This is a genomic window from Dechloromonas agitata is5 (genome assembly GCF_000519045.1).
Taxonomy (GTDB): Bacteria; Pseudomonadota; Gammaproteobacteria; order Burkholderiales; family Rhodocyclaceae; genus Azonexus; species Azonexus agitatus.
Map to the genome: position 1 here is coordinate 2,737,810 of NZ_KI912532.1, position 17,695 is coordinate 2,755,504.

Annotated in this window: 15 protein-coding genes; 2 read left to right on the forward strand and 13 right to left on the reverse strand. The window is 60.8% G+C overall.

Features of this window, described 5'->3' with window-relative positions:
• Positions 1 to 5 precede the first annotated feature (5 nt).
• Entirely contained in the window at positions 6 to 2,822 is a 2,817-nt protein-coding gene (locus tag K420_RS19035; RefSeq protein ID WP_232422783.1) for a type VI secretion system Vgr family protein, read from the reverse strand.
• Between the two features lie 266 nt (positions 2,823 to 3,088).
• On the opposite strand from K420_RS19035, the gene tssA reads away from it, so the two are divergent.
• Complete coding sequence (gene tssA, locus K420_RS0113395; protein WP_051453137.1) at positions 3,089 to 4,174, forward strand: type VI secretion system protein TssA; 1,086 nt, start codon at positions 3,089 to 3,091, stop codon at positions 4,172 to 4,174.
• Between the two features lie 32 nt (positions 4,175 to 4,206).
• Here tssA and K420_RS0113400 read toward each other — a convergent pair whose 3' ends face one another.
• The 6 genes from K420_RS0113400 to K420_RS0113425 are packed head-to-tail and all read right to left on the reverse strand — an operon-like array spanning position 4,207 to position 12,345.
• A complete protein-coding gene (locus K420_RS0113400; RefSeq protein ID WP_027458511.1) occupies positions 4,207 to 5,001 on the reverse strand; it encodes an OmpA family protein in 795 nt (264 codons plus the stop codon).
• Between the two features lie 2 nt (positions 5,002 to 5,003).
• Positions 5,004 to 5,987: a type VI secretion system-associated protein TagF gene (gene tagF, locus K420_RS0113405; protein ID WP_027458512.1), complete on the reverse strand. Its 984-nt coding sequence runs from the start codon at positions 5,985 to 5,987 to the stop codon at positions 5,004 to 5,006.
• On the reverse strand, positions 5,984 to 9,781 hold the full coding sequence (gene tssM / locus K420_RS19040; RefSeq protein WP_051453138.1) for a type VI secretion system membrane subunit TssM: 3,798 nt from the start codon (positions 9,779 to 9,781) through the stop codon (positions 5,984 to 5,986). Before tssM ends, tagF begins: the two co-directional genes overlap by 4 nt.
• 16 nt (positions 9,782 to 9,797) lie before the next feature.
• Positions 9,798 to 11,204 carry a hypothetical protein gene (locus tag K420_RS0113415; protein ID WP_027458513.1) on the reverse strand — a complete coding sequence of 469 codons (1,407 nt, stop codon included), beginning with the start codon at positions 11,202 to 11,204 and terminating at the stop codon, positions 9,798 to 9,800.
• A gap of 29 nt (positions 11,205 to 11,233) precedes the next feature.
• On the reverse strand, positions 11,234 to 11,500 hold the full coding sequence (locus K420_RS0113420) for a PAAR domain-containing protein (RefSeq protein ID WP_027458514.1): 267 nt from the start codon (positions 11,498 to 11,500) through the stop codon (positions 11,234 to 11,236).
• Entirely contained in the window at positions 11,497 to 12,345 is an 849-nt protein-coding gene (locus K420_RS0113425) for a M15 family metallopeptidase (RefSeq protein WP_232422837.1), read from the reverse strand. Before K420_RS0113425 ends, K420_RS0113420 begins: the two co-directional genes overlap by 4 nt.
• Before the next feature lie 214 nt (positions 12,346 to 12,559).
• Between K420_RS0113425 and K420_RS20550 the strand changes: the two genes are divergently transcribed.
• The gene (locus K420_RS20550; RefSeq protein ID WP_157275100.1) at positions 12,560 to 13,114 is read left to right on the forward strand and encodes a hypothetical protein; all 555 of its coding nucleotides are present in this window, start codon (positions 12,560 to 12,562) and stop codon (positions 13,112 to 13,114) included.
• A 58-nt stretch (positions 13,115 to 13,172) separates the two neighbouring features.
• Here the strand turns inward: K420_RS20550 and K420_RS19045 are convergent, their stop codons facing one another.
• Genes K420_RS19045 through mltG form a run of 6 tightly spaced genes read right to left on the reverse strand, consistent with a single transcriptional unit; the run spans position 13,173 to position 17,569 of the window.
• A complete protein-coding gene (locus K420_RS19045) occupies positions 13,173 to 13,832 on the reverse strand; it encodes an ankyrin repeat domain-containing protein (RefSeq protein WP_051453139.1) in 660 nt (219 codons plus the stop codon).
• A complete protein-coding gene (locus K420_RS0113440; RefSeq protein ID WP_027458517.1) occupies positions 13,829 to 14,611 on the reverse strand; it encodes a TatD family hydrolase in 783 nt (260 codons plus the stop codon). The genes K420_RS19045 and K420_RS0113440 overlap by 4 nt, the downstream gene beginning before the upstream one ends.
• 8 nt (positions 14,612 to 14,619) lie before the next feature.
• Positions 14,620 to 14,982: a PilZ domain-containing protein gene (locus tag K420_RS0113445; protein WP_027458518.1), complete on the reverse strand. Its 363-nt coding sequence runs from the start codon at positions 14,980 to 14,982 to the stop codon at positions 14,620 to 14,622.
• A 6-nt stretch (positions 14,983 to 14,988) separates the two neighbouring features.
• Complete coding sequence (gene holB, locus K420_RS0113450; RefSeq protein WP_051453140.1) at positions 14,989 to 16,008, reverse strand: DNA polymerase III subunit delta'; 1,020 nt, start codon at positions 16,006 to 16,008, stop codon at positions 14,989 to 14,991.
• Positions 16,005 to 16,619 (reverse strand): dTMP kinase, encoded by a 615-nt coding sequence (gene tmk, locus K420_RS0113455; RefSeq protein WP_027458520.1) that lies wholly within the window; start codon positions 16,617 to 16,619, stop codon positions 16,005 to 16,007. The genes holB and tmk overlap by 4 nt, the downstream gene beginning before the upstream one ends.
• Positions 16,616 to 17,569, reverse strand: coding sequence for an endolytic transglycosylase MltG (gene mltG, locus K420_RS0113460; protein ID WP_035854824.1), 954 nt, complete (start codon positions 17,567 to 17,569; stop codon positions 16,616 to 16,618). The genes tmk and mltG overlap by 4 nt, the downstream gene beginning before the upstream one ends.
• Positions 17,570 to 17,695: the final 126 nt, after the last annotated feature.

Here is a 17,695-nt window from a genome sequence, read left to right on the forward strand (position 1 = left end):
GATTATTAGACCTTGGCCAATGCAGAACCGCTATTCATGGCCTTCAATAGGCACGCCACACACACATTCTGTGGAAACACCGGCAACGCATAGTCGCCCTGCTCTGGTCCCATAAAACTCTTCTTGCTCGCATGCACCGTAATCGTTCCCGGGCACTGCACGGTAATGCCGCCGTCGATAGTAATGCTGGCGCCACCGGCTACCGCGAGGTGAATCTTCTTGGCGGCGGCGAAGTCGATGTATTGGGTGGCTGAGACAAGCTTCACGTCTTTCTTCGCCAAGAACTTCATTTCGTCACTTTGCGCTTGCAGGTCGATGTCGTCCTTGGCGGCGATGAGCTTGATGCCGGTGTTGCCGTCACCCGGGGCGATGGCGCCAGCCAGCAGGCCGATGGCCTGGCCGGTGTGGATTCTGGCCTTTCCGGCAACGGCGAGGTTGGTGTCTTCGCCACTGGCCAGGGTCAGGGCTTCGCCGTTGGCGAACTGCAGGCTCTGGCCGGCGATGCTACCGATGCCGGCCTTACCGCTTTGGAGGATGGCCGGATCGGTGAGGTGCGGGAGTTTGTCGGTGGTACCCGTGTTCTTTTGTTGGGCGTCGCTTTGGGCGGTGCCCTGGTCTTTCGGATCGACCATGCCCCGGCTGAGGGTGTGCAGGGCTTTGAGTGGAGCGGCCTGTTCGTCGATTTTGCTTTGGTTGTTGCCTTGCGTGCCGAGGCTGCTGGCGAGTTGGACGGTCTGGTGGGTGGCGGCGGCCTGGTTGAGGGTTTGGGCGAGGGTATCGGCTTGTTTGAGCAGGGCGATGGCGGGGGCCATGTCGCCGGCGGGTTGTTCCGGGGTGCCGGCCCATGTCGTGATGACCATGCCTTGCCCGGCACGCAGGGCGCCCCAGGCGTCGGTGCGGAGTTCGATGCCGGTGCCGCGGAAGGAACCGCGGTAGTTGTCGGCCTGGTGGATGAGGTGGCCGAGGTTGAGCTGGCTGCTGTGCTGGGTGGTGGCGAGTTGGATGCGTTGTTGCTGGTCGGTGTCGTCGAGGGCGAGCTGGTTGTAGCCCTGCCCTCCGAATTCCTTACTCTTGAAGCCGGTCAGCGCGGCGTGGTGGCGATGGCCGCCGGCGGCGCTGCCGTGCCAGGCGGGGCTGTTGCCGCCGGTGGTGTTGCCCTGGCCGCTGGGGCGGTGGTCGGTGGCGGGATCGAAGAGCGCATCGCCGGCTTCGGCCTGGCCCTGGCCGCCCGGGGTCGCAGTCACACCGCCCTCCCCTTGCCCGTTGTAGAGGGCGCCAAGGAGGACGGGGCGGTCGATGTCGCCGCCCATGAAGTCGATGAGGACTTCCTGTCCGATACGGGGGAGCCATTGCCAGCCCATCCCGGCGCCGGTTTGCCGGCTGAGAACACGGACCCAGCAGGAGTCTCTATCGTCCGGCGCTTCGGCTTGTTGCCAGTGGAAGCGGATCTTGACCCGGCCGAGGGCGTCGCACCAGAGCTCGTCGGCCCCATTCGGGCGAGTTTCACCGGAAGGGCCGACGACGAGGGCGCTCATCGGCCCGGGCGCGGTGGGCCGGGGATTGAGGCGGGCGCCCGAACGGTCTTCGAGTTGGGGACGCCAAGGGGTGTTGGCGGTGTGGGCGTCGAAACGGTTGCCGTAGCCGTGGGACTGGGCAAGCTGGAGGAGTTCGGCAGGGAGTGACGCGGGAGCGGCGAGCGGATTGACCGGATCGTCGGTGGCCAGGCCATCCCCCTCCGTACGCAGATTGCCCTGCCCCAACCTTTGCGCAACGGCGGCAATCGTTTCGCTGTTGAGATTGTTGATGCCAAGGTGCAGGATGTCGGTGGCGGTGTACCGATGTTCAGCGGAGGGATTGGCCGGATCGACCGGTAAACCGACGAGGTCGAAGCAGGTGCCGGGGCGCAGGCTGCGCACGGTGCTCCGGCCAAGCCAGCCACTTTGCCGCGCTTCGCGGGCTTCCATGGCGAGCCGCCCGTAGCGCTCCGCTTCGGCAGCGTTGGCCCAGGCGTAGACACCGGGATCGTCGTAACTTTCGAGAAGCGGCGCATTCGCCCCCCCCATGCGCTTGGCGCCGGGAATGTTGAGGTTGATGCTTTGTTTGGCTTTGTAGTCGTAGCTGACGGCACTCAGCAGGTTGCTAGTCAGGCGCCGGTGTTGGCCGAAGGCGAGGATGCTGTCCTGGTCCTCCTGCGAGTCGGCCCGGTGATAGCGGATGCCCAGCCCGCCGTTGGGGGATTGCGACAGAGTGTCCTCGGGGAAGCGCTGGCTGTCGGCGAAGAGTCGCAGGCGGTGGCCAGCCGGGGCATCCTTGTCGTCTTCGACACACCAGCCGATGCCTTCTTCGGCCAGCAGCCGGGAGACGAAGGTGTAGTCGCTTTCACCGTATTGCACGCAGTAGCTGCGTGGCCGGGCATCGGCGAGAAAGCCGGCAACTTCTTCGCTCCATTGCCAGGCGGAAATGTCGGCGTAGTCGGCAAAAACGGCTTCGACGATCTGCATGACGGTCTTTTCCTGAAAGACACGGTTATGCCGGCCGCGCTCGAGGAGCCAGATCCAGGGAACGACGGTGAGGCGGTAGCGGGCGAAACCACCGTCGGTACCGAGCTTTTGGGCGGCGCGAACAAGCCCCGTGCGGCTGGCCTTGCTGCCGTCCGAGAGGCGGCTGTCCAGCCGCACGGCGCGCCCGAGGAATTGCTTGAGTTCAAGATGGGCATCAGTCGAAAGGAGATCAATGCACAGCTCGAACCCGGACGATAACGCCTCCCTCCCCCACCAGGCTTCAACAGGTATTTCCGGCCCGGCGCCGTCGCGCCAGGCCATTTCAAATAGGCGGGTGTCCGAAAGAAAGACAGGCAGCATGGTCTGTGAGTAGCCTCTAGCGTTCGCAACGGGCAAGTCCCGTTCGTTGCAAATTCAAATGGCATGTAATTCTACGTGACGAATGCCATACTAAAAAGCCTTTTTATGGAAATGGAATCATCACTTTGGCCCGTTCAGAATCATCGGGGTGCAAGAGCATGGGGTTGAAGTTATACGACAAATGAATATGCGTATAAAATATTCATTTTCCACACAGGAAATGCATTATGGATATCGCATCCTTGACCCTTCCCCTCCCCCCGCCGCTTGGACCCTGCGGTGAAGATCTGATTTTTTCGCCAGAATTTGATGCCATTCAGGAGGCGCGCCGCTTCGATGACCCATCGATTTCGCAGGGAGAATGGGTGGTCGAGATCAAGGAAGCCGACTGGCCCGGCGTTGCGCGCCTTTGCCTGGGCATTCTGGCCAATAAATCCAAGGATCTGCGTGTTGCCTGCTGGCTGATCGAAGCGCGTTGCAAGATCGATGGCCTGGCTGGTCTGGCTGAGGCTTACACGCTGCTTGCTGCGCTATGTGAAAGCTTTTGGAATGACATCCATCCTCAGCCAGAGGATGGCGACCTCGAACAACGCGTCGGCGTTCTCGACTGGCTGGCCAACCAGACACCTCGGCTGCTGCGCGATATCGCCCTCACCGATTCGACAAGAGGCAAGTTTTCCTTGATCGACCTGGAGGCGGCGCGTGCTGTCGCCAGACAAATTGAACGCAACCCCGGCCAAGCAGAAGAAATCACCCGGCAGGCTGGCGTTTCACTGGAGCAATTCGAGGCCGCCGTCAGCGATACCACCCGAGCATACTTCGCCGATGGGCTATACCAGGCCGAACAAACCAGGAATGCCATCAAGGCAGTGCAAATCCTGCTGGATTCCCGTATGGGGAAGCTTTCACCGGCATTCGGGCAGGCGTTCGATGTGCTGGAAGACATTGCCCGTTTCTTTCAACGCCATGCCGGAAGCGACACAGGGGCGATAGCCGTTGGGGCACCGACGGAGCCTGCCAGCCCCAACCCTCAGCACCGCGAGCGCATCGAGCCAAGCTTCGGGGAATGCCCGGCAACCATTTCCGGGCCCATCGGCTCACGGGAAGAGGCCATTCGCCAATTGCAGGAAATTGCCGGTTTCTTCCGGCGCACCGAACCGCACAGCCCGGTTGCCTACCTGGCTGAAAAAGCTGCCCGTTGGGGCAGCATGTCCTTGCACGAATGGTTGCGCACAGTGGTCAAGGACGACAGCGCGCTGTTGCGGATGGAGGAGTTGCTCGGCGTCGAACCAGGTAGCGAAACGCCCCGCTGATCTGCCGGCCGCCTCGCTGGCGGCCACCTATTTCACTGGCCGGCCAGACGGAACTCGATACGTCGGTTCTTCGCGCGGCCTTCCACGGTGTCGTTGGGCGCCACTGGCTGATCCGGCCCAGCGCCTACGGCGCTCAGTGAATCGGCCGGAACGCCCTTCTCGGCGAGGTACTGCCGTACCGTATCGGCTCGCGCCAGGCTGAGCATGACGTTGCCCTGGCGGTTACCCAGATTGTCGGTATGGCCGATCAACTGAATTTTCGGATTGCCGATTTGCCGGATCACCGCCGCCATTTCATCGAGGATGGTCCGGCCGGCCGGGGTCAGCGTTGCCGAGCCGCTTTCGAACTCCACCACACGGTTCGACAAGGTCTTGTCAAGCAGGCTTTGTGCCTCGCCACCGGCCGCCACCAAGCCGTTGTCGATGGAATAGGTCGGGTTGAGCGAGGTTGCCAGGGTGCTGACCACCTGCTGGCGGAGCGCCTCGTTGCCAACCTGGCCCTTGATGGCGATCTGCGTACCATTCACCTGCAGCTGCCCCTTATGCACCTGCTTGAGGTTGGGCGTCAGGATCTTGGCCATGTTTTCCGACCAGTTCGGTGGTGGCACAACGCCCCCCACCTCCAGGCGATCGACCACGTTCTGCGCGCCGTAGAGTTCGCGCAAGCGAGTCAGGATGGCAGCCCGAGCCGCTTCATCGGGCACGGTTCCGCTGGCCACCACCTTTCCTGGCTCCTCGGCTGGTTTCGCAGGAACATGGGCAGTCTCGGCGAAGACGGCAGTCTGGCAGGCCAGACAGGAAACTAATACAAAGAGGGAGAATTTCATGTTCATTCGCCTAAAAATACTTCACGGAACGTGCTGATCGCCTGTTCCAGGGAGATATGCGGCTGGGCCAAGTACGACGACAACTTCGCTACACCGTAGTCATCGATCAGCGCCGATTGATCCTCGACCCATTCCGGGTCGATCAGGGGAATGAGCCGATCAGCTGCGCTGTCCGGCGACAAGGTTGCGACCAGCGTTGCCGGTGAGGAGCCGTTGAAGCCGATGATCAGGCGGGGTTGCTGGTCACGTCGCTCGACGATCAGTTGCAGTTCGACCAGCGTCCGGCGCAGGAAGGCGGTCAGCAGATAGAGCCAGAATGCGGCGACCAGATTGCGATTCCGTTCATCGGCCGGCAACGGCAGCACGATCTCCTTGTCGATAGCGATGTGCCCCTGACCCAGTGCCGGGCGCATCAGCAAACCGATAGCCAGAATGATGCGCCTGACGGCGTCGGTGCTGTGAGCACCGATCAGCGATGCCAGCGAATCGAGACTGCTGCGCCGCACGAAATTGCCCAGGGGATCACTACCCATTGCGGCCTCGAAATCGGCTGCGCAATCCACGGTATCCAGATCCGCCATGATTTCCGCCACTTCGGCCCCGCTGGTGCCGGATTCGGCAATGCCGGCCAGCACACCGAAGCAATGCGCCAATCCGGCAGGGGCGCAACGGAACATCAGCGCATCGTCGCGCTCGATGGTAGCGGCAACGATCAAAGGGAAGCGGCGTCCCGATGAATCCAGGCTGGGCCGCAAGTGGCCGGCGACCGACAGGCGGCTGCGTGCCCCGACGAAGACGAAATCGACGCTACAAGCGGTGTCGTAGGCCATCTTCCAGCGCGGGTCTTCCGACAGGCGTTCCATGCCTTGCGACACCCAGCGGTCAAGCACACCGATCAGCTGGTGCTGGCTATTTCCCTTGATGAAGTCGCCGCGCGACGGAATCTTGCCAAAACAAGTCGCCGGAGATGAGATGAGCTTGCTCATGCGCCCTTCCCTCCCTGGCTGGCCGAAGCCGTCTCGGAAGCGGTGGCCGGACTGGCTTCAGCCCCCTGCTCTGGTGCCCTGCCGGCCTTGCCGGAGGCCACCGCACGCGGCAGGACAATGCCGGCCAGACCACGCTGTCCCTCGCTGCCAGTGCTCGCCTGAACATCTGGGCTGCTAACAATCTTTAGATCGATGCCGACTTCGACTCCATCGGTCAACCAGGTCAAATGAAAGGCTCCGTCGGGCAGGCGGGTACGCTTCGCTGCGTTGATCATCTTTTCCAGGCCAAAACGTCCGGGAACATTGACCACCTCGACGACCTTGCCCTCGAAAGTGGTGGCGACAATTTTGGCGCCCGGCGCTCCGGATGGATTTGGCCAGACGAAATTGGCCCATTGCGCGACGCCGTTGCGGTAATTCAATTTCTGACCATCGATTTCGATCACGTAGCCGGTAGTGCCCGGCGAAGCCTGGGGGCGTAACATGAAGGCGGTTTGTGCCTCACTGCCACTCCCCGCGTTGCCGCCCGCCGCACCGGCCGCACCACCTTCGAGCGGCGAAACCCAGCGGGCAAAATCATTCATGAATTCTGCCTGCAATGTAATACCCAGATCGCCCCAGGTGCGCGGCGTGATGGTGTTGCCACGCCGGACGACCAGCGGCCCCATCGCACTTTCGACATACTTGGAAATGGCGCCTTCCGGGCCAAACATCTGGCCGATTTCGGTCGGCGATGCCTCGATATTCGACTTGGCGGCAAAGGGGTACTTGATTGCCAGCTTGCGGTTGAACGGCTCATAAACCTGGGCTTCCCAGGTCTTGTTCAGCTCCTCCGAAGCCGGTCGGATGATTGACGCATAGGACTGCAGCAGGGGCCTGACCAGAAGCGGGCGCAGCACAGCGCGCTGGTTATCCGGCAGGCCGGTCAGCATTTGCTCGTCGACGAAGCGCAAGGTTTCGGCCAGTTCGGAGCCATTGCCGTCGATCGTCTCACGCATCAGCTTGAGCGAGCCTGGCCCGGGATCGCCGTGGTTCTTCAACTGGTTCAAGCGGGTACGCACCTTCGACAGTTGTTTGAGATAGGTATCGACCAGCGGATCGGCCTTGTCGCGCGGCATGACCAGGCGGCCAAAACCGGCGAATTCCTTGCCGATCGGCCCCATCGGGATTTCGTGCTGTTTGCCGGAAACATTGACATCGACTTGCACCCGGCTCGGCGCCATCTGCAGCACCGAGCGCTTGAACCACTCGATGAAGCCCTTTTGCACCCGTTCCAGGCCGAGATTGGCCATCGCCGGGTTGTCCCAGGCTGTCTGGTCGAATACCACCTTGATCACGGTGCCAATCGGCGACATTTGCGGATCGCCCAAGCGATCCATCGCGGCAACGGCTTCGGGGAAGGTTTCGAAGGAAGCGACGCTGACCCCCTGCACGAATTGCCGCCACTCCTCCGCGTAATCACGCTTGTACATGGCAACCAGGGATTTCTGGATCTGTTCCGGGCTGCCTTCAAGCGTCAGATCATCCTTGGTCGAGGTCTGCAGCACCCAGTCAGTGTTGCTCTGCTCGTTGGTGGCTGCGTCCTTGATGGCATTCTGCACGTAATCCCGCCAGGCCTCGACAGTAAAGGCACCCGACACGACATGGCTCCCGGCCACCAGCGCCGCATTGTCCTGCCCGACGATGGTGGCTACGCTCACAGGCGTAAAGCGGGTCGAGGCACGGGCCTTGATTTCGGCATAGACCCGCTCAGCCGCAGGCATGCCGCGCACCACCTGGCGCAGTTTGTCGCGCACATCGTCGACCAGCACCAAGTTATTGGCGATCAGCGGCCAGGCCGGGTCATTGGCGTGTTCGAGGTGGAAGGTCAGGATACGGCCAGCCGAGCGGATCATCTGCTCCCGGCTCATGGTGCCGCGATTGGCTTCCAGCCAGCCGCGCCAGAAGCGGGTGACTTGGTCGGACAGATGTCCGACATCGACATGCTCGCGGCTGGACAGCATCAGATAGGTCTTCAGTGCGTTGTAACTGTCCTCAACATCAGCCGGCGAGGCATCCTTGTACTGTCTGCTGCCACTCGCCTTGGCCGTCGTGGCCGCTTGCGGCTTGAGCCGGTCGCCGTGCGCATTGACCTCATTCAAGAAGGCTTCGAGATTTTCCTTGACCGGTTGCAGCATCAGATTGCTGACACCAGCGAAATATTCGTGGCGCAGGCGCTCGGCCATCCGTTCTCCCTGATAGAGGCCAAGGCCGATGGACAACGGATGTTCGTGGTTGAACTGTTCGAGCTGGGCCAGCCGGTCCTGAATGATTTCCAGGGCTTCGAGACGCGACTGCAGGTCGATCCTGCCCTCCTGAATCCGGACAGCCTTGACCAGATCCTGTTCGACATTGGCCAGCAGGCTACGGTTGTTCACATAGGACCAATTCCAGCCGCCGAGAGCCAGACCAAGGCAGCACAGCGCACCGAGCACCGCAAACTGGCGCAGGCGTGCCTTGGCCCGGGTGGTGTGCTGACGAACCAGGTTGCGGTCCGGGAAGATCACCTTGGAGAACAGCTCCTTCAGGAAATAGCCATGGCTGAGCGCCGCACGGACCTGACCAGAGCTACCGCCCTGCAACGAGAACTTGCGCAGGATGCGGTCATTCGTCACCGGCTGGATATCATTGCCCTGGATTGCCGAGGTGATGTAGAAGCCGCGGAAAACCGGCTTGAACTGGAAGGGGTTGTCCTCGAACAGGGTCGCAATGAACGCCTTGAGGGCCGGCTTGATCGACGCGAACTCGGAGGGGAAGGTCAGCAACCCGGGCGGCGTGTTCTCGCCCTGCTGGCGCGACATCTGGGCCACACTCATGGCGCGGAGGCCTTCATACAACTCGTCGAAATGCTTGTCGAACAGCGCTATCAGTTCATTGCCGCTAGCCTGTGCGTAGGGTATGGTCGCCCCCCACACGCGGTCCCGCTCATTCCAGTCGAGATCGACAAAAAATTCGTGGAAACCGGGGATCAGGTCTGCCTTGGTGAAGAGCACATAAACCGGTGCGAATACCTCGAGCTTTTCGGTCAATTCCTGCACCCGCTGGCGCAGGCTCTTCGCCAGGTTGATGGCAAAACTGGGCGAATTGCCCATCAATTCCCCGATGCTGACCGTCACGATGATGCCGTTGATCGGCGCCCGTGGCCGGTTCTTTTTGAGCAGACCGAGAAATCCCAGCCATTCCTCACGGTCTTCCTCATGCACCGAGTAACGCCCGGCCGTGTCGAGCAGAATGCCCTCGGTGGTGAAGAACCAGTCGCAATTTCGCGTCCCGCCAATTCCCTTGATGACGGCATCACCCCCGTCGTCGAACGGAAACTTGAGGCCGGAGTTGACCACAGCCGTGCTCTTGCCGGCTGCCGGATTGCCAATCGTCATGTACCAGGGGAGTTCATAGAGCGCTTCCGCCCCCGACATCTGACCAAGTTTGGAGGTTTTGATCGTTTTCACGGCTTCCAGCATGCGTTGTCGAAGCGCCTGGATTTCAGCCGCGGCCGCCCCGCTCACTCGCTTGCTCGCCTTGTCGGCCTGCTGTTCAAGCATTGAGCCGATGGCTTCGCTCGCCTGCCGCGACTTTTTCCGGCGATAAAGCCATACGCCCCCCCAGACGGCGAGGATGACCGCGCTGGCAATTACCGCCCAGAGCATGGCGACCTTGAGTGTCTTCGCTCCCAGGAAGAAAAATGTGGATATGGCTGCGATGCCGATGAAGGAAAGGAAGCGGGAGTCAGTCAGGAAGTTGCGAAGTTGGTACATCGTGATTGGACTTTGCTCAAGTGCTGCTGGATTGGGTGTCGGGGTTGGGGGCAAAAGGCAGGACGAGAAGTGCGCCCCGCTCGAGCGGGTGCTGGTTGCTGATGCACAGGACGGGTGCCTCACTGGCCAGGACCTTGCCCCGGGCGCAGGCCAGCGCTGCCAGGCTGCCGATGGGCGATAGCGTGCCAACCAGTGTGCCGAGTGCCAGGCAGTCCTGGATCGGGTCGAGATGCTCGCCATGCGGGCCAAGCCCTTCCAGCGCCTCGGTCAGATGACGGGGGCGATGATCGGTGTCGAGCAGGACCGCTTTGATTGCGGCCGGCTCAACCCCCGTCAGGTCAAGCAAACCGGTGACCAACTGCTCGATAAGCTTGCCGCCAATTCGCCCGCCCGCGTCGACCGGCTTGTCACGCCGTGCGGCGTTGAGGCGGGTGACACACACACCATCGACCAGATCCAGTAGCGCGATCAACTCCTGTCTGGCAAGAATGAGCGCAACCGCACCTTCGCCCGGGATCTGTCGCTGTTGCTGGTGTGCCGAAAAGAGGCGGTTCTCCGACTCCCAGCGGGCCACCGTCTGCTCGTCGACCGCCGAGGATGCACCAAGCAGAAGGCGTATTTCGGAAGGGGGGGCATCACGATTGGCTCGCAAGATAAGCTCATCGAGCGCCAGCAGGGCATCGAGTTCGTGTGTGGCCGACCGCAGGGTGATCGTCAAGCTTTCCTCCGGCAGCCTGGTGGCTAGGCAACCTTGCAACCATGTCTTCAGCGGGGCGAGATCAAGTTCCATCCAGGCGGCAGGCACGAGCCAGTCGACACGCAGGCTGGCTTTTTCTTCCATCTGTTCGAGCAGATCACGCAACCGTTCGATACTCGCCTCCAGAACTCGCTCCGCCAGGGCCAAGGCGCGCATCACCTCCCCCCGCTCAACAAAGGCGCGTGGGGCGGCAGATTCTTCGATCAAGGTGTCGATCAGCGTGTCGACATCGAGGTCGGGTACCTCTGCCACAAAGACGGGATAGCCACTGTCGTTGGTCAGGCGCGTGCTCGGTTCCGGGCGTTTGCCATCGGCCAACGCCGCCAGCGTATCGTCGACCGTATCGCCACCAGCCGTCACGATGAACGCATCGATCAAACCAAGCGTAAAAGCCCGCTCGGCCGCCGCTGTTTTGGCTGTGGCCAGAGCCAGCGGATCCTCATCGCGCAGGCCGGATTCTGGCCTCGGCAATGCTTCCGGCGGTTTCTTCAAATGGTCGATGAAGCCACGCAGCAGCAGGAATCCGCCAACCAGTGCCAGCGGCAATGCCACCAGGTACAAGCCCAGATCCAGTTGGCTCGGCGCATGGTCGTTCGACTGCCACCAGCCGAGAACCAGGCCCCAAACCAGCCCAAAGGTGAGCAGGCAGCCGCCGAGCAGCTTCAATCCGTTTGGCCACATTTCGTCTCTAACACCTAGTCCGTGGTCAGCGACTGGCTGGCGATCAAGGTTGCACCACAGGCTGTCTTGTCACCATGACGGGCTGCCGGGCGACCGTCGATCAACATGCTCGGATCACCCGTCACGATGGTCGTCACCCGCCCATGTCCTTGCTTCGGGCAGGTCACCTTGTCACCGACACGGGCTACACCCTTGCCGTTGCAGTCGCTGGTCTCCGAGGCCGAGATGACCACCCCGCCATGATCAGTCTTGTCGCCCAGCAAAATAAACGGTCTGCTCATCCACGACTCCCTGTGCTTTGTATTCCCCGGCCCAGTACGCCGGCGCGGCGCAACTCGACGTGACCGTAGTCCTGCATTTTCCAGTTGCCCCCCCAAGTTAGCCCGACCTGTGCGGCGATCTCGCCATAGAGCTGGTAGCCCCGCATGGCCCAGGGGTCGCGCTCGGAGATGACTACCTTGCCATCCCGGAAAAAGGCTGAGTCCGCTGCCAGTCCGTGCTGGTGATAGCTCATGTTTGCCGCCGCCTGGGTGACGTGCGCGCCCAGTTCAAACAGGCTGGCCTGCCTCTCCGGGCTGCGATATCCCTCGATCAACACCATCTCGTAGCCATGCCGTTCCTTCATCAGCCGGAAGACAACCAGCAGGCGCTGCATGAATTCGGGATCAAGCAGCTGCCAGTTGCGACTGGCTTGAGCAGCATCCGGTCGAACCATTTCGACCTCACGCGTCGTGAATGCTTCTGGCGGCAACGGCAAAGGTGGCGCCAGTTGCTCGCCTTCCAGCAGGATGGCGATCTGCCGGTCAGCAACACTCAACTCATCCGCAAAATCAAAGACCGCCGGTTTTTTGATGAGCAGCGCGAGCGACGCCGGTGTAACGAGTACGAGGAATGCGCCAAACACGAGGGCGGGATTGCTTGAAATAAATAGTTTCCCCTCACCAGCCGATTGTTTGAGTGAAAGATTCAGGCGTCGTGAACTCGCGAAAAACCAGCAGCCGGCGCGCAAGAACGGCCACTTTCCAGCGTTCAGGAAAGCAGCCAGGGCGGCGAAAAGTCGATCGCGACAGGCAGGAAAAACAAGCACCGCCACACCGGTCACAACAATCAGAAAATAAGCCAACACTACAGCCGGAACCACGCATCAATCTCACGGTACAGGCCTGAATCCGCCAGCCGAATAGCCACGAATGCAGGCGTCATTAGTCATCCGTCCTATTTTAATGCAAATGGATTTTTTTATGAACTTATCGTAGTCTTGCGGCGATTCTCGCTGAAATCCAATATCGATCAGCGATCAGCATCAATGCATAGCCCGATAGAACATCAGAAAGACCGCAATGAGCATCTTGCAAGATCTGGATCCGCAGTACGCAAAACTTCACAAACAACCCTTGATGACTCCCAAGGCCACGACATGGATGGGGGTACTCTTGCTTGTTTTGGGATCGGTCTACTGGTTCGCAACTGACCGTCCGGTCAGGAAAGAAGCCGCCGAAGTGGTGCCGTCGCTACGATCGACGGCACCTGGCAAAAATTCGGGGACGGATGGCGTAGATGCCAAAAAGGAGATTCCCGTCGCCGGGAGTGAACTGCCCGCCCCCCCACTCGCCAACAACAGCGCGACAATCAATGCTTCTGTCCCGGCGCCGCGCCTTGCATCTGAGGTTGTTCAGGAAAATGCCCGCACCAGTCTGGCCGATGCGGAATATCGCCGGCAAAAACCGGCAGCTGCCACATCCGACAAAGCGCTCAAGCAGGTTGTGCAGAAAAATGAACGCCGCAACGGAAGCAACCGGTCGCCCAACCGGAATGGGAATGAAAAAAAACAGCCCGGCAGCAACAAGCCAATGCAGGAGCGTGATGTAGATATCATCACGGCGATTGTCCGTTGACGCGGCAGTCCACTTGCCCATTGGCCGGTTGCAGGGCCACCGGCCATTCAATTGCCGATCAACGGACCTCGATGGTCACACTGCGTCCGGAATGGCCGCCAGCCTGACGCAAAAGAGCAGCGATATCGGTATTGCCGTTCTTCAACGCGATATCCAGCGCGGTCTCCCCAGTATCCAGCTTGAGGTTGGGATCAGCCTTTCTGGAAAGAAGAAGTTTAACGACATCGGCATGACCGCCGCGCGCCGCTGCGATCAGTGCCGTCGTGCCGTTCTCGCTCGGCGAATTGACATCCGCTCCCGCCTCGACGAGGCGCTTTGCAATCTCCAGATGTCCGCTGAATGCCGCATAAGACAAGGGGGTCCAGCCGCTCATGTTGACCGTTGCTCCCGCCTTGATCAGCAGTTCGACAACCGGCAGGTGGCCGCGAAAGGCGGCCAGGCGCAGTGCGGTATCGCCGGCCGAGTTGCGTGCATTGAGCTTGGCACGCTGACTGATCAGGAAGCTGACCAGTTCGGCATGCCCATCCCGCGCCGCCAGCATCATCAGGGTGTTGCCGTCGATATCGGTGGTGTCGACCGAAGCGCCCTTACGCACCAGTTCGGAAATCGCAGCCGTGTCACCCATCTTCGCGCTGCTGATCAGATCATCGTAGGTGGCAGCACCGACAACAGTCGAGAAGGCGAGAACCAGCAGCGTACCCAGCAGTTTTTTCTTCATGATGAACAGCGAATGTTGGAAATTTTGAACAGACGGCTGAAATTCTCGGTAGTCGCCCAGGCAACCTCCTCGAAACTCAACAAACGCAGGCGAGCGATCTCTTCGGCGACATAGCGCACGTAAGCCGGTTCGTTCGGCTTGCCGCGATAAGGCACCGGAGCCAGGTATGGCGCATCAGTTTCGACCAGCATCCGGTCAAGCGGGCATTTTTGCGCCACCTCCTTGACGATGGTGGCGTTCTTAAAGGTAACGATGCCGGAAAACGACAGATAGAAGCCGAGATCGAGCGCCTGGCGCGCGATCTCCCAGTTTTCTGTGAAGCAGTGCATCACGCCGCCGACGGTATCGGCGCCCTCCTCCTTCAGGAGGCGCAGCGTATCGATAGCCGATTCGCGCGTATGGACGACCAGCGGCTTGCCACTGGCCCGGGCAGCACGGATGTGCGTACGGAAACGCTCGCGCTGCCATTCCGGCTTGTCCTTCTGCCAGTAGTAGTCGAGACCGGTTTCACCGATGGCAATGACCTTGGGGTGGCTGGCCAGGGCGACCAGTCTTTCCTCGGTCGGCTCCTCGATATCCGTATATTCCGGATGCACTCCCACCGTCGCATAGAGGTTTTCCTGTGCCTCGGCCAAGGCGAGGACACGCGGATAGTCTTCGAGATTGACACCAATGCAGACAGCCAGGTCGACCTGGTTTTCCCGCATGCGCTGCAAAACCTCCGGCAAACGGCCGGCGAGATCGGGAAAATCGAGGTGGCAGTGGGAATCGACCAGCATGCCGCCGATCAGAGAGTGTGCGTGGGGCGGGCCGACTGCATCACGCCGCCGAGCAGGCCTTCGATCTTGCGGCGCGCTTCCTGGCCGCTTTCATCATTGTTGAAATGCACGCCGATGCCTTGTGCCCGGCCATTCTGCGCACCCGCCGGCGTCACCCAGACGACCGTCCCGGCAATCGGCAGCTTCGCCGGGTCTTCCATCAGGGAAAGCAGCATGAAAACCTCGTCGCCAATCTTGTAGCCACGCGTCGTCGGGATGAAGATGCCGCCGGATTTCAGGTGCGGCATGAAGGCCGCGTAGAGAGCCGACTTGGAATTGATGTTCAGCGAGAGAACGCTCGGGCGCTGGGGAGCGGGTTTTGCTTCACTCATCGTTGATCAATTGGCGAACAGGGCTCGATAGTCCAGAAACAGGCCTTCCAGGAAAAGCCGGGCATTGAGGGGTTGCTCCGCCTCCTGGCGGCGGTTGATCGCTACACGGTACGACTGTATCAGGCGTGCAGGCGGAATCATATCAGCCAGCCCTGAAATTGTGGCTTGCTGCTGCAGAAAATAACGTGCGGGCAAACCATTCCGGGACAGGGTCAAGTCGACCAGCCACTTCTGTAGCGCTTCGACAACCTGTTTCAACTGCAGCTTGCCCTTGCTGTCTTTCACCGCCTTTTCGAGTTCCGCTGCCGTCGCGAGCGGGTCTGTCGTGCGGCCGGCCGCCAGTCTCCTGGCCAGCAAGTCGAGCCAGGCGCTTTGGCCGGATTCTGCCAATCCCAAGGCCAGACCTGGGGCACCGCCGGCCAGGGCGAGCCAGCGCTCGGCCTGCTCAAGCCCCTCATCAGCCAAAATGCGCGCCGCCAGCTTGCTCGGAGGCACCGGGACCGGCACCACCTGGCAGCGACTGCGAATAGTCGGCAGTAAGCGCATTGGCTCGCTCGAAACCATTAAAAACAAGGTACCTGGCGCCGGTTCTTCAAGTGTCTTAAGAAGCGAATTCGCCGTGCTCCGGTTCATTGCCTCCGTCGGATTGACGAGCACGATGCGCAAGCCACCCCGATGGGTGCCGACGTTGAAGAACTCGTCGAGGCTGCGTACCTGGTCGATGGTGATTTGCTGGCTCGGCTTCCTCTTGCCCTCGTCGATCTCGGCCTCATCGCCCAACGCATCCGGTTGCAACAGGCGGAAATCTGGGTGGTTGCCCTGCTCGAACCAGTTGCAGGCCAGACAGGATCCGCATGCCAAGCCATCCGGTCGGGGCGATTCGCACAGCAGGCTGGCTGCAAAACGCCGAGCCAGGTCGAACTTGCCCAGTCCTTTTTGCCCAACCAGCAACAAGGCATGCGGCAAGCGCTGGCGGCGCTCCTGAAGCGACAGCCAGATTCGTGAATGAAGCTCAATTACGTTCATGAACAAATACTTGAGACTGTTTGTTCAAGTTGTTTACGAATATTGTCGATGGATTGATTGGCGTCGATGACACGGAACCTTGCCGGGCTGGCATGCGCCCGCTCCAGGTAGGCCAGGCGCACCCGCTCGTGAAAATCGACCCGCTCCTGCTCGAAGCGGTCAAGGCTGCGGTTGGCCAAAACAATGCGCTCGCGTGCCACGTCAAGCGGCAGGTCGAAAAGCAGGGTCAGGTCGGGCTGCAGGTGGGCGTGCACCCAATGTTCAAGCGTGAGGAATTTGGCGCGATCGAGGCCGCGCCCCCCGCCCTGGTAGGCGTAAGTCGCGTCGCTGAAGCGGTCGCAGACCACCCATTCGCCCCGCGCCAAGGCTGGTTCGATCAACCGGGCGAGATGTTCCCGGCGCGCCGCGAACATCAGCAAGGTTTCTGTTTCCAGATGCATCGGTTCGTTGAGCAGCAATTCGCGCAGCTTTTCGCCCAATTCTGTCCCCCCGGGTTCCCGGGTGACATGGACGACGCGGCCGCTCTGGCGCAATGTTTCAGCCAGCCATTCGACATGACTGCTCTTGCCGGCACCGTCGATACCCTCGAAAGTGATGAATTTTCCTTTCACTTCCCACCTCTCTGAAATTTATTGACTGCCTGATTGTGTTCGTCGAGCGTCCGCGAAAAAACGCTGCTGCCATCGCCCCGCGCCACAAAATAGAGTACATCGCTCGCCGCCGGGTTCAAGGCAGCCCGCAAGGAGGCCTGGCCGGGCATGGCGATCGGCGTTGGCGGGAGACCGGGGCGCGTGTAGGTATTGTACGGGGTGTCGGTTTGCAGATCCCGTTTGCGCAGGTTGCCATCGAAGCTTTCCCCCAGGCCGTAGATCACGGTTGGATCGGTCTGCAACAACATGCCCTTGCGCAGACGATTGACAAAAACCGCGGCAACCAACTCCCGGTCGGCTTCACGTCCGGTTTCCTTTTCGATGATGGAAGCCATGATCAACGCCTCTCCCGGCGATTTATAAGGCAAACCTCCGGAACGTTGTGCCCATTCCGCCTCAAGCTTGCGCTGCATGGCCCGATTGGCCCGGGCGAGCAGATCCAGATCGCTGGATTGCTTGTCGAAGAGATAGGTGTCGGGATACAGCAGGCCTTCCAGGCTTGGTGCTGTCAAGCCGAGACGTTCGATGATCTGCGCCTCGCTGAGGCCCTGTGTGTCGTGCCGCAGGTCGGGATGCCGGTCGAGACGGGCGCGCCACTGGCGGAAGGTCCAGCCCTCGACCAAAGTCAGATCGCCCTGCGTCACTTTGCCCTTGAGCAACTTGTCGAGCAATTGATGCGGCGTGGTGCCTTCCTTTACGGCATAGCTGCCGGCCTTGATGGCGGTATCGGCACGATGGGCACGGGCCAGCCAACCGAGCAGTGTCGGATTGATCTCAATACCCGCTTCACGCATCTGCGTGATGGCCGAGCGCAAGCTGCTGCCAGCGGCAATACGGAAATCGAGCGGCGAACTGCGCAGGGTGATCGGCTGCTCCGCCCACCACAACAGTCCACCAGCCGAAACGGCCATGGACAGAAGGCAAGCCAGAAATAGTTTGATGGGTAGGCGCACGGGAACTCGTTGGCAGTTTGCCAGGTCTTGCCCGTGAAGAACGAGCACGTTATAACGGGCGATATAATATCCGAAACCACTCTG